This is a genomic window from Cognatiyoonia sp. IB215446 (assembly GCF_033963825.1).
Classification (GTDB): Bacteria; Pseudomonadota; Alphaproteobacteria; order Rhodobacterales; family Rhodobacteraceae; genus Yoonia.
Genome location: NZ_JAXBMD010000002.1, coordinates 376,476 through 388,621, shown reverse-complemented (window position 1 = coordinate 388,621; position 12,146 = coordinate 376,476). Strand labels below are relative to the sequence as shown.

10 protein-coding genes are annotated in these 12,146 nt (G+C 60.0%); 5 read left to right on the top strand and 5 right to left on the bottom strand.

Going from position 1 to position 12,146, the window contains the following annotated elements; all coding sequences use genetic code 11:
• The first annotated feature begins 217 nt into the window (after positions 1-217).
• The gene (locus tag SLH49_RS09410; RefSeq protein ID WP_320268909.1) at positions 218-1,843 is read left to right on the top strand and encodes an AMP-binding protein; all 1,626 of its coding nucleotides are present in this window, start codon (positions 218-220) and stop codon (positions 1,841-1,843) included.
• A gap of 61 nt (positions 1,844-1,904) precedes the next feature.
• Here the strand turns inward: SLH49_RS09410 and SLH49_RS09405 are convergent, their stop codons facing one another.
• Entirely contained in the window at positions 1,905-3,950 is a 2,046-nt protein-coding gene (locus SLH49_RS09405; protein WP_320268908.1) for an NADH:flavin oxidoreductase, read from the bottom strand.
• A 393-nt stretch (positions 3,951-4,343) separates the two neighbouring features.
• On the opposite strand from SLH49_RS09405, the gene SLH49_RS09400 reads away from it, so the two are divergent.
• From SLH49_RS09400 to SLH49_RS09385, 4 genes are all read left to right on the top strand, one after another.
• Positions 4,344-4,841, top strand: a complete 498-nt coding sequence (locus tag SLH49_RS09400; protein WP_320268907.1) for a hypothetical protein — start codon at positions 4,344-4,346, stop codon at positions 4,839-4,841.
• A gap of 166 nt (positions 4,842-5,007) precedes the next feature.
• Positions 5,008-6,024, top strand: coding sequence for a hypothetical protein (locus SLH49_RS09395; protein WP_320268906.1), 1,017 nt, complete (start codon positions 5,008-5,010; stop codon positions 6,022-6,024).
• 32 nt (positions 6,025-6,056) lie between these two features.
• Entirely contained in the window at positions 6,057-6,500 is a 444-nt protein-coding gene (locus SLH49_RS09390; protein ID WP_320268905.1) for a GNAT family N-acetyltransferase, read from the top strand.
• A 120-nt stretch (positions 6,501-6,620) separates the two neighbouring features.
• Positions 6,621-8,048, top strand: a complete 1,428-nt coding sequence (locus tag SLH49_RS09385) for an MFS transporter (protein ID WP_320268904.1) — start codon at positions 6,621-6,623, stop codon at positions 8,046-8,048.
• A gap of 4 nt (positions 8,049-8,052) precedes the next feature.
• Here SLH49_RS09385 and upp read toward each other — a convergent pair whose 3' ends face one another.
• Genes upp through SLH49_RS09365 form a run of 4 tightly spaced genes read right to left on the bottom strand, consistent with a single transcriptional unit; the run spans position 8,053 to position 12,144 of the window.
• On the bottom strand, positions 8,053-8,685 hold the full coding sequence (gene upp / locus SLH49_RS09380; RefSeq protein ID WP_320268903.1) for a uracil phosphoribosyltransferase: 633 nt from the start codon (positions 8,683-8,685) through the stop codon (positions 8,053-8,055).
• Positions 8,682-9,671 carry an adenosine deaminase gene (locus SLH49_RS09375; protein ID WP_320268902.1) on the bottom strand — a complete coding sequence of 330 codons (990 nt, stop codon included), beginning with the start codon at positions 9,669-9,671 and terminating at the stop codon, positions 8,682-8,684. Before SLH49_RS09375 ends, upp begins: the two co-directional genes overlap by 4 nt.
• Positions 9,668-10,843: a phosphopentomutase gene (locus SLH49_RS09370; RefSeq protein WP_320268901.1), complete on the bottom strand. Its 1,176-nt coding sequence runs from the start codon at positions 10,841-10,843 to the stop codon at positions 9,668-9,670. Before SLH49_RS09370 ends, SLH49_RS09375 begins: the two co-directional genes overlap by 4 nt.
• Complete coding sequence (locus SLH49_RS09365) at positions 10,843-12,144, bottom strand: thymidine phosphorylase (RefSeq protein ID WP_320268900.1); 1,302 nt, start codon at positions 12,142-12,144, stop codon at positions 10,843-10,845. The genes SLH49_RS09370 and SLH49_RS09365 overlap by 1 nt, the downstream gene beginning before the upstream one ends.
• Positions 12,145-12,146 lie beyond the last annotated feature (2 nt).

Below are 12,146 nucleotides of genomic sequence, written 5' to 3'. Positions count from 1 at the left end.
GCTTTTTTGTCTCAACGCGCAACAAATCTCCAAACTCGCAAATGCTTATCCGGCCAGCTAAGTATTCCGATGGTCGCACCCAAAGCCCTCTTCGGCAAAGAATAGGCGTTCAAAAGTAAGGCGATATCGCAGCCCCTCTCCAAATGTCTGACAATTGAGACTTGTCAGACCGGCTGAACTTCCTTTCTTATGGCGAAAGATTTGGGAGGATCGACAGATGGGTTGGATGCGTGATGAAACGGGCCTCGGCAAAAGGGCGGCGAATTATGTTCCGCTGACGCCGCTCTCGCATTTGCAGCGGGCCGCATTGGTCTTTGCGGAGCGCGAGGCTCTGGTCTACGGCAGCATTCGCCGGACCTATGCAGAGTATTACAAACGCGTCTCGCAACTGGCCTCGGCCCTCACAAAGGTAGGGATCGCCTCCGGCGATGTGGTCGCCACCATCCTGCCGAATGTCCCTGCCCAGTCAGAGGCCGCTTTTGGCGTACCCGCCTGTGGTGCGGTGCTGAACACGATCAACACACGGCTCGATGTGGATACGGTCGCCTATATCTTCGATCACGGCGAGGCGAAGGTAGCACTCGTTGACAGCCAGTTCTTGCCGCTGGCGATGGCCGCGATCGACCTGATGGAAGGGCCCGCCCCGCTGATCATCGAAGTCCCCGATGACGAGGCGGGCGTACACGCCATGGCCGAACAACAGAATTACGAAGATTTTCTGGCGACCGGCGACCCGGATTTCAAATGGATCATGCCCGAGGATGAATGGGAAAGCCTTGCTCTGAACTACACGTCCGGCACCACGGGCCGTCCCAAAGGCGTCGTCTACCACCATCGCGGCGCTTATCTGATGACGATGGGCACACCGATCTCGTGGGAGTTGCCGCTTTTCATGCGCTATCTGCAGATCGTACCGCTTTTTCATTGCAACGGCTGGAACCATACCTGGATGATGCCGAGCCTCGGCGGCACCGTGATCTGTTGCCGCGATATCAGCGCCAAGGCGATCTATGATGCCATTGCTGATGAGGACGTGACCCATTTCGGGGGGGCGCCGATCGTACTGAACATGATCGTCAACGCGGTCGACACGGACCGCCGCGCGTTCGAACACATCGTCCAAGTGTTCACCGCAGGCGCACCGCCTGCTCCGGCCACGCTCGCCGCCATCAGCAAGCTTGGCTTCAACGTCAAACAGGTCTACGGGCTGACCGAGACCTATGGCCACGTGACCGAATGCATCTGGGATGCAGGGTGGGACACGCTCCCAAGCGACGAACAAGCCGCAATCAAGGCCCGCCAAGGCGTCGCTTTTCCGATGATGGAGGATGTGACAGTCGTTGACGACCACATGGCACAGGTCGCCATGGATGGAGCAGCGCAAGGCGAGATCGTGATGCGCGGGAATGCGGTCATGAAGGGGTATCTGAAAAATCCTGAAGCTACCGAAACGGCCTTTGCTGGCGGCTATTTCCACTCCGAAGATCTGGCAATCCAGCATCCTGACGGGTCTATCCAGATTTCCGACCGCGCGAAAGACATCATCATCTCAGGCGGCGAAAACATCAGTTCGGTCGAAGTGGAAGGCGCGCTGATGCACCACCCCGCCGTCAACCTCTGCGCCGTAGTCGCCAAGCCAGACGAAAAATGGGGCGAGGTGCCCTGCGCCTTTATCGAGTTGAAAGACGGCGCCAAAGCCGATGAGGCCGAAATAATCGCCTTCACCCGTGAACGCCTGGCGGGCTTCAAAACACCGAAAAAGGTGGTATTTCAGGAACTGCCAAAAACATCGACCGGCAAAATTCAGAAATTCGAGCTGCGCAAACTGGCAAAATACATGTGACGGGCCCCACGGGATGGCGGGTGGGGCGCCTTTCGCGCCAGCGAAACAGCGACACCTGGCATCACATCACATGACACAGGCGCAACGCATCATAAATCGCCGCATGCGTATTGCGCGACGACACGGCATCACCAATCCGAAACAGCTGATAGGCCCCATCCGGGTTCACCCGCAATGCCTGCGGCCCACCAGCAATGAAAGCATCGTGATCTAGTTGCCCACCGTTTGAGGACCCGTCACGCAAATCGAAATAGAGGTCATCCAAAGGCCGCGTCCCGTAATTCACAACCACCTGATCGTAATGCTGAACCTTGGTGAAATCACTATAATCCGTCCCGATCGTGGCCGCCAACTGGTTCCCGTCGCGCACCACGCCCAAGAGCCGCTCTGCCACCGTCAAACGCACGCCGAATTTCTGCAAATTGCGTAGGTAAGGCGTCAGGTTCATCCCCATCACCTCGGGCGCAATACTGCGGTCTGGGGTCATCACCTCCACATTAGCCCCCACCTCAGCCGCCATCTCAGCCGCCTGCAGCCCCGGGTTATCGCCGCTTTCATCATAGATCAGCACGCGCCCCGCAGGCTTCACATCGCCGGAAAGAATATCCCAGGTGCTGATCACATGCGCAGCCTCACCACACGTTTCGAAGAGCTCAAGGTTCGGCAATCCGCCAGTTGCGATGATTGCCACATCAGGTGCAAGCGCGGTGACATCGGCCGCCTCCGCATAAGTGTTGAACTGAAAACGCACATTACGCGCGGCACATTGCGCCATACGCCAATCGATAATCCCGATCATCTCGCGCTTGCGTGGCGATTGCGCGGTCAGCCGGATCTGCCCACCGGGCTGGTCAGCCGCCTCAAACACCGTCACATCATGCCCACGTTCCGCACAAACACGCGCAGCTTCCAGCCCGCCGGGCCCCGCACCAACAACCACGATCTTCCTGCGCGTCTCTGCCGGGCTGATCACCTGCGGCATCTGCAATTCGCGGCCCGTAGCGGCGTTGTGGATGCAAAGCGCCTCGCCCCCCTGATAAATCCGGTCGAGGCAATAGGTGGCACCCACACAGGGCCGGATATCATCCTCACGGCCCTCCATAACCTTCCGCACGATATGCGGATCAGCCATATGAGCGCGCGTCATCCCCACCATATCCAGCAGCCCGGCAGAGATCGCATGGCGCGCAGTTGCAACGTCAGGAATGCGCGCCGCATGAAAGGTTGGCAGGCCCGTCGCCGCGCGCACAGCCCCCGCGAAATCGAGATGAGGCGCCGATGCCATACCCTGCAGCGGGATCACATCTGTCAGCGCCGGATCCGAATGCACCCGCCCCCTAATCACGTTGAAGAAGTCGATCTTGCCCGTCGCTTTCAGGACCTGTGCCATCTCAAGCCCAACCTCAGGCGTGATCCCCCCTTTCGCAGCCTCATCCGCTGTGTAGCGGATGCCGACGATGAAATCCGGCCCCACCCGCTCCCGCACGGCATCAATGATATCGAGACCGAACCGCATCCGGGTCTCAAGCGAGAAGGCCCCGTAGGGGCCGTCGAGCGCGTTGGTCAACGGCGACCAGAATTGATCGATCAGATGGCCGTAAGCCTCAATCTCGATCCCATCCATGCCGCCCTGTTTCATCCGCTCGGCAGCATCTGCAAAATTGGCGATCACCCGCGCGATATCCCAATCCTCGACGATCTTCGCAAAGGCACGATGCGCCGGTTCCCGATGCGGGCCGGACGAAATGGATGGCAGCCAATCGCCCTTGTTCCAACCTGTGCGCCGCCCCAGATGGGTCAGCTGGATCATAACGGCACAGCCATATGCATGACAGGCGTCGGTCAACTGCCTGATCCACGGCACCACCTCATCCTTATAGGCCAGCACATTGTTGAACGATGGCGGGCTGTCACGTGACACAACGGCAGAGCCCGCCGTCATCGTGAGCGCGACGCCGGCCTTGGCCCGCTCCGCGTGATACGCGATGTAGCGTTCTTTCGGCATTCCGTCTTCGGGATAGGCCGGTTCGTGACTGGTGGTCATCACCCGGTTGCGCAATGTCAGATGCTTCAACTGAAACGGCTGGAGCAATGGATCATTGGACATCGGCACACCTCTTCTCACTGGCTAAGTTCAGTTGGCCCGGCGGGGCAGCAATGGGTCAAGTCTGTTTCCGACATGCTGAGTACCGGTCCTTTGGGGCTCGTGTCTCTTACTCCCGACAATGAATCCACAATCTCAAAGTGCAATCGACTAACAGCTCTCGAAATCCAGAACGACACTCACGCTCTACTTCTGAGTGAGCGGAGGACCGGAAGTTGCCATATCTGTTAGCACTGCAGTGCCGACGCCAATACATCATTGGGCCGAAATTGGAGCTTTCAAAAAGGCGTCTTCGCATCGCCTCAAAAGAAAAGATCACCATCGCGTAAATGAGCCTTGGCAATGACAATTGGTGCAGTTAACCACTCAAAACACTGATAAAACTGGGAACGATCTATGCCTTTCAAGATTACAAAATCGCTTTCTGCCATCGCGGTCGGACTTTCGCTCTCTGCGTGTCTACCCGCCGAAACAGGATCACAAAACGGCGCTTCCGTGAATGCAACTACCGGCGTAGCTGCAAGTGATCCGGTTGTCGCTGCAAGTTTTGACGGCGGAAGTGTCCGCTGGAACGATGACAGCGTGATGGTATATCGGTTTATGGCGATTGAGCGTGCTGGCGAAGTATTTCTGTGTGGCGCTTATGCTGGCGAAGGAAGGTCTTACACCACCCAATTCAACCGTGAACTGCTTCGGCGGTCTGCTGCCACCGTGAATGGTGAAGAAGTCATGCGGAACCTGGCATTTTTCAACAGGGCTTCGGCCGAAACGCTGGAGGCCGGGCTTGAGGGAAGCAACACACGATGCAGGTCAACAGGTCTGGCGGCCGGTAGCGTCGCGCTCGAGGATGTCGACGTCGAACTGCGCCAGGGTCGCATCCGCATTCGCGTGTGAGCAAAAGTGTCCGAGGCTCAGGTGGAACGCCTCGCTACGAGAAGACCGTTCGAAGCAGATGGACCGCACCCGTTGCGTAGGCTTCGGAAAACGGTCTTCAACATAGCCCAGATGACAAGTGCCACTTGACCAGATATTCTGGCAAGAAAAAGGGGCAGCTTGGGCGATGACAGCGCTTGATAAGTATCAGCGGCTTGAGAGTGGTGGTATCTGGCGCGCGGATGCAGAGGCGCAGCGTCGTGATGTGGTGATTTCGTTTGGCGATGCGACCTTGGTGATCGCCGACGGCACTGCACGGCCACTGGCGCATTGGTCTTTGCCCGCCATTGTGCGACGAAACCCCGGAGAGCACCCGGCCCTCTATGCACCGGACGACCATGGCGGCGAGCTTGTCGAGATTTCCGACGATTTGATGATTGACGCCATCGAAGAGGTCCGCGCAGCGCTCGACAAGGCGCGGCCCAAGCCAGGTAAGCTGCGCCACTGGATCACGGGTGGGATCGTTGTGGCGGCGATGGCACTCGCGATCATTTGGCTGCCCGGCGCGCTAATCCGGCAAACGCTTGCCGTTGTTCCTTTTCCCAAGCGGGTCGAGATCGGCGCGACAATGCTCGGCTACCTGCAGGGGGAAACTGGTGCAGTGTGCAATGAACCCCGCGCCAACGATGCCAGTAAACGACTGACAGCGCGGCTTTTTGGGGCGCAGACACTCACACAAATCATCGTGGTTCCGGATTTGCCCGCCGGTGCCCTTGCCCTTCCCGGCGATTTGGTCGTTGTAGATTACGCGCTCTTGCGGTCTTCAGACGACCCCGCCGCAGCCGCAGGCTTCATTCTGGGCAGTCGTGCCGCGTTGACCCACATGGACCCGCTAGAGGAATTACTCCACAACGCCGGGCTTGGCGTCACATTCAGGCTGCTGACCACCGGAGAGATCCCCGCAACCATTCTGCAAGACGCTGCAGCGGCGCTGCTGACGGAAAACGCGCAAGACGCGCCAGCGGACTTGCTGCGCGACGCGCTCGCCGATGCACAGGTGCCGCAAGCACCATTCCTTGCCGTCGCGGATGCACGCACCGGCACGATGCCTGATCTGGGTGGCGACCCTCTGCAAGGCACCGATGTTCCTGCGCTTCTGACCGACAGCGACTGGGTCAGCCTGCAGAACATCTGTGATGTTTAGAGCTTCTAATGCCGGGCAATGAGAAGACGGAGTTGACGCTTCGACCGATCGCGGCAGACGACTTGCCGCAACTGCTGGAACTCTATAGGCATCTCAGCCCCGATGATCCGCCTTGTTCGCCCACCCGTGCGGAGGACAATTTTGCGCGCTTTCTGCGCTATGGCGGCAGTGCAATCCTTGTCGGAACCAAGGACCGCATCTTCGTCACTTCCTGTGTTCTGGTCGTTATCCCCAACCTTTCACGCTCTGGCCACCCATATGCGCTGATCGAAAATGTCGTCACGCATGAAGATCATCGGAACCAGGGGTATGCGACACAAGTCCTCAATGCCGCCTGTGATCGCGCATGGTCCGAGGGGTGCTACAAGGTGATGCTGATGACCGGCTCAAAGCAGGCGGCAACCTTGCGCTTCTATGCCAAGGCAGGATTTGCACAGACCAAGACCGGCTTTCAAAAACGTGCACCAGGTTACTGAGTGTCAGCAAGGACACACAGAAAGGCAGACATGTCTTACACAAGGGATTAACGTCGCGCATAAGCAGGAATAGCAAAGGACGCACATGCCTTCGCCCCGCCACCAATGTATCGACACGCTATGACAAATGCACTGCCATTTCCCTGTGCCACAGAGGCGGCGCGCGCAGAGGGGAGCGAAGGCGATTGCCTTGACCCCAAAGGCACCCTTTTGGCGACGATCCTTGGGTCAAGCCTCGCCTTCATCGTCGGTTCGATCATCAACGTCGCCCTGCCGCAGATGGAGGCCACCTTTGACGCAGGACCAACGGGCATCCAATGGATCGTGAATGCTTATCTGCTGCCATTGGGTGCCCTCGTCCTCATCGGCGGTGCCATGGGCGATATCTATGGGCGCAAGCTGATCTTTCAGTGGGGCTTGGGCATCTTTTCGGTGGCTTGCATCATCTGCGCGGTCGCTTGGTCCCTGCCCGTTCTGCTCTTTGGCCGTGCGCTAGAGGGGATCGGGGCTGCAATGCTCGCCCCCACCTCGCTCGCCATTATCGCTGATGGGTTTTCCGGACGCGCGCGGAGTGCGGCGATTGGGACCTGGGCGGCAGCTGGGGCAGCTGCGGGGGCTGCAGCGCCGCTCTTGGGTGGCATCATTGTCGATGTCGCTGGGTGGCGGTGGGCCTTTGTCGCCGTCACGCCCATAGCGATTTACGCGATGATCGTCGCGAGAAAGTCGGTGCGCGAAAGCAAGGCGCGCGAGGATTCCTCGGCGCTCGACTGGACCGGAGCGGGATTGTCCGGGTCAGGGCTCTTCGCACTGATTTGGGCGTTGATCGCCCTGCCGGATCAGGGCCCGACTGCGCCCGTCCTCGCAGCTTTGGTCATCGGCACAGCCCTGCTGTTCAGCTTTGTTGCGGTCGAACGCCGTCTTGGCGACGCGGCGATGACTCCACTAGTCCTGTTCCACAACCCGACCTTCTCCGGCCTGTCGTTGCTGACGCTTTGCCTTTACGCGGCTTTGGGCGGGCTGCTCGTCCTGCTGCCTTACGTCCTGATCCGCGAACTAGGCTATAGCGCGACCGCCGCGGGCGCGGCCATTCTGCCCTTTCCGCTCGTCATGGGGCTTTTGTCGCGCTTCGTCGGTGGAGCGATGACCGACAGGTATGGCACCCGCACCTTGCTTGTCGCAGGCTCTGTGCTAGTGGCACTCGGCTTTGCGTTGTTTGCCCAGATACCTTCGGGCGAGGTTGTCTATTGGTTGCACCTTTTTCCCGGCCTGATCGTGATGGCGCTTGGCATGGCGGCATCGGTTGCGCCGCTGACCACTGCGGTGCTGAACAGCGCGGGCGCGCGCTACACCGGCGTAGCATCGGGGATCAACAATGCGATCTCGCGCATCGCCGGCCTGCTTGCCACGGCGTTTCTGGGGCTTGTCCTGATCGGCGCGGCAGACGATCTGATCGCAGGCTTTGCCGCTGCCGCGTGGGCAGGCGTCGCGCTGTCGCTTTTAAGTGCGGCAACGGCATATTTGCTAGTAGCGCGAACCGAACCCGCCTGAGTGGCTACTTCGTCCCGAACATCCGGTCGCCCGCATCGCCGAGGCCTGGCACGATATAGCCATGCTCATTCAGGTGACTGTCAATCGCCGCCGTCACGATGGGCACATCGGGGTGCGCCTCTTTCATCCGCGCAATCCCTTCGGGCGCGGCGAGCAGGCAGAGGAAGCGAATATTCTTCGCGCCAGACTCCTTCAAAAGGTCGATTGCCGCGACGGAGGAGTTCCCGGTCGCCAGCATCGGATCTACAGCGATGACTAACCGACCGTCCAACTCGGTCGGGACCTTGAAATAGTATTGCACCGGTTTCAGCGTCTCTTCATCCCGGTAAAGCCCCACAAACCCGACGCGGGCCGAGGGGATCAGTTCCAGGATCCCATCCAAGAGCCCGTTTCCCGCCCGCAGGATCGAGACGAGCGCCAGTTTCTTACCGTCGATCACCGGGGCATCCATCGGCTCCAGCGGCGTTTCGATGGCGCGGGTCGTCATGGGCAGATTGCGCGTCACCTCATAGGCCAGTAGCTGACTGATCTCGCGCAAGAGCTGCCGGAAACTCGCGGTCGAGGTGTCCTTTTTCCGCATTAGCGTCAGCTTGTGCTGCACCAGCGGGTGAGTGACATGGGTGACGTGGTCGGTCATGTGGCAGGCTCCAGTCGTTTGGCCACGCGGGCGCGGGTGTCATCATCGCAAAAGGCGGCGGCAAGGGCGGTTTCGTTGATCGCTTTGAAATCATCCTCGTCCCAGCCGAATGTTTTGTTGAGCATGTCGTATTCGGCGGTCATCGTCGTATGAAAGAACGGCGGATCGTCCGTCGAAACCGTGACTTTGACGCCCGCATCACGCAGCTTGACGATCGGGTGATCGGCCCAACCGTTCACTGCATTCAGAACCACGTTGGAGCCGGGGCAAACCTCAAGCACGATCCCTTTCTCGGCGATTTCCTCGACCAGCGCCGGATCGCTTGCCGCGCCGATCCCGTGGCCGATCCGGACCACGTTTAGATCGCGGATCGTGTCGGCGACCATATCGGCCCCGCCCCATTCGCCTGCGTGACAGGTCAGCGGCATCCCCGCCTCGCGCGCCATGTCGAAGCTATAGGCGTAATCGCCGGGGCGGCCCACCATCTCTCCACCCGCCATGCCATAGCCGGTGATGAAGCTGCCGAAGGTTTCGACAGCACATTTTGCGGCTGGTTTGCAGGCCTCAGGCCCAAAATGGCGGATGCCGGTGACGATGCCTTTGAGGGTGATGCCCAGCTTCGCCTCAGCCTCATTCGCTGCATCTTCGATGGCCGCGAGGTATTCGCGCCACGCGCTCAGGTCCCCGCCGCCGCAAAAATCGGGCGAGACGAAGGTTTCCATATAGACGACGCCATGTGACGCCGTTTCCTCAAGCACGGCCATGGTGAGGCGGCGGAAATCTTCAGGGCTTTGTAAGGTGGTGCAAGCGGCTTCATAGACTTGCAGGAAATGGTCGAAGTCGCGGAAGGCGTAGCCGCCATCGGGTGTGAAGATCTTGCCCAGATCGATGCTTTTCTCCGCCGCCAATCCTCGGATGAAAGCAGGCGGGGCGCAGCCTTCCAGATGGGTGTGCAACTCGATCTTGGGTGTCGATTGGAATGTCATAGAAAGCTTCTTCCTTCGCCGCTATACAGCACCTCAAGATGGTCAGCTACGCTAGCGGCAACATCGGTGAACGCCAGATGCCCCAGTGCATTGGCCCCGATCCCATGCACCAGCACAGGCACCCGTTCGCGGGTGTGATCGGTGCCGGGCCACGTTGGGTCATTGCCGTGGTCGGCAGTGACGATCAACAGGTCATCGGCGCGCAGTTTGGGCAGCAGTTGGGCCAATGCCTCATCGAACCATTCAAGGTGCTTACCATATCCTTGCGGGTTACGCCGGTGCCCGTATTCGCTGTCGAATTCCACGAGATTGGCGAAGATGAAGGCACCGTCCTCAGCCTCATCCACAAGGTTATGAAGGTGATCCATCAGCGCCGCGTCCCGCCCCTTGCGCAGATCGTCAATGCCGCGCATCGAAAAGATGTCGCCGATCTTGCCCACCGCATAAACCTTGCGCCCGGCACCATGCACATCATCACAGATCGTCGGCGCGGGGGGCGCGATGGCAAAATCCTTGCGGTTGGCAGTGCGGGTGAAATGACCTGGCTCGCCGACAAAGGGGCGCGCAATGACCCGACCCACTTTCATTGCGTGCAAGGTGGGCGCGAGATCGGCGCAAAGCTGATGCAGCCGGTCGAGGCCGAAATGATCCTCATGCGCTGCAATCTGCAGAACGCTATCGGCGGAGGTGTAGCAGATTGGCCAGCCGGTTTTCAGGTGTTCGTCTCCATGCTTGACGATGATCGCAGTCCCGGAGGCATGACAATTGCCAAGGATTCCCTCTGTGCTCGCCTTGGCGCAAATCTCCGCGGTCAGATCACCGGGGAAAGCCGGAACCTGCTCGGGAAACACATGCCAGTCCCATGGCACGGGCACACCTGCCAATTCCCAATGGCCCGAGGGCGTGTCTTTGCCCGGTGACACCTCAGTCGCCGCACCCCACGCCCCTGCCGGCGTCTGCCCAAGGCCGGGTGCATCCATGCCAGAGGCGAGCTTGACCGCGGCACCAAAGCCCAGCGCATCCAGCGTTGGAACATGTAATCCGGCAGTTTCGGCGATATGGGCCACCGTATTTGCCCCGGTATCCGGCAGATCACCGTTAAAGAAACGATCCGCATCGGGCGCGCCGCCAATCCCGACGCTGTCAATCACGATCAGAAAGGCACGGGGCATCAAGTGATCCTTTCGATAATCAAGGGACCGCGTGCGCCGCGTGCGCCAATCGTGATCGCCGCGCGCACCGCCTGCGCCGCCGCCTCGGCGCTCTCTTCGTCAGCGGCATGCAGGATGCAAAGCGGATCACCGCGCGCGACCTGATCGCCAAGGCCCACCATCTCTGTCAGTCCCACGGACGGATCAATGCTGTCCGTCTCAACCCGCCGTCCGCCGCCCAGACCCACAACCGCAAGGCCCAGCGCCTCCCCATCTATCGCCGCGATCTGCCCGCCTTCAGGGGCAGTGACAGCCCCGACAACCGGCGCTTTGGGCAGATGGGTATGCCAGTCCTGCGCCATATCTGGCGGTCCACCCAAAGCAGCGACCATTCGGGCAAAACGCTCCATCGCCGCACCCGAGGCGATGGCACGGCTGACCCGTCCGATGGCCTTGTCTTCATTCTCGCCTTGCATGACGAGCAGCCGCACGCAAAGCGCAAAGCTCAGATCATAAAGCCGGGGGGCAGCGGTTTTGTTGCCCGCCAGCACCTCCATGCAGATCGCCACCTCAACAGCATTGCCCAAAGCAGGCGCCAGAGGTTCGTTCATATCGGTGATCATGGCTTCAGTCTTGCAGCCCGCCCCATTTGCGGCGTCCACTAAAGCGCGAGCCAGGGTTCGGGCCTCATTCGGCGTCTTCATGAACGCGCCGGTACCGCATTTGACGTCGAGGATCAGGCTCTCCAAACCGGCCGCCAATTTCTTTGACAGGATCGAGGAGGTGATCAGGTCGATGCTTTCGACTGTCGCCGTCACATCGCGGATCGCATAAAGGCGTCTGTCGGCAGGTGCGATCTGCCCGGTCGCGCCGACAATCGCACAGCCGATCTCGCCCGCGATACTGCGAAATTGCGTTTCGCTAACATAGGTGTTCACACCGGGGATCGCCTCAAGCTTGTCCAGAGTCCCACCGGTATGGCCCAACCCCCGGCCAGAGATCATCGGGACATAGACATCGCAAGCCGCAAGCACCGGTGCAAGGATCAGTGAGACGCAGTCGCCCACGCCACCGGTGGAGTGTTTGTCCAAAACCGGCCCCGGCAGATCCCATGCCAGCACATCACCGCTGTCGCGCATGCCCTGGGTCAGCGCGACCCGGCCCGCATCGGATAATCCGTTCAGGCAGACCGCCATGGCAAAGGCGCCGGCTTGCGCGTCGCTCACTTCACCATTCGCCAAGCCGCGCGCGAACGAGCAGATCTCGGCAGGCTCCAGTGCTTCATTGCGCCGGATGGCAGCTATGATCGCGCGGGCATCCATGT

Bases quoted from the DNA above. Each gene is read 5' to 3' on its own strand.
- SLH49_RS09400 (WP_320268907.1), top strand. From the start codon at position 4,344: ATGCCTTTCAAGATTACAAAATCGCTTTCTGCCATCGCGGTCGGACTT.
- SLH49_RS09395 (WP_320268906.1), top strand. From the start codon at position 5,008: ATGACAGCGCTTGATAAGTATCAGCGGCTTGAGAGTGGTGGTATCTGG.
- SLH49_RS09405 (WP_320268908.1), bottom strand. From the start codon at position 3,950: ATGTCCAATGATCCATTGCTCCAGCCGTTTCAGTTGAAGCATCTGACA.
- SLH49_RS09410 (WP_320268909.1), top strand. From the start codon at position 218: ATGGGTTGGATGCGTGATGAAACGGGCCTCGGCAAAAGGGCGGCGAAT.
- SLH49_RS09385 (WP_320268904.1), top strand. From the start codon at position 6,621: ATGACAAATGCACTGCCATTTCCCTGTGCCACAGAGGCGGCGCGCGCA.
- SLH49_RS09370 (WP_320268901.1), bottom strand. From the start codon at position 10,843: ATGCCCCGTGCCTTTCTGATCGTGATTGACAGCGTCGGGATTGGCGGC.
- SLH49_RS09375 (WP_320268902.1), bottom strand. From the start codon at position 9,671: ATGACATTCCAATCGACACCCAAGATCGAGTTGCACACCCATCTGGAA.
- SLH49_RS09365 (WP_320268900.1), bottom strand. From the start codon at position 12,144: ATGGATGCCCGCGCGATCATAGCTGCCATCCGGCGCAATGAAGCACTG.
- upp (WP_320268903.1), bottom strand. From the start codon at position 8,685: ATGACCGACCACGTCACCCATGTCACTCACCCGCTGGTGCAGCACAAG.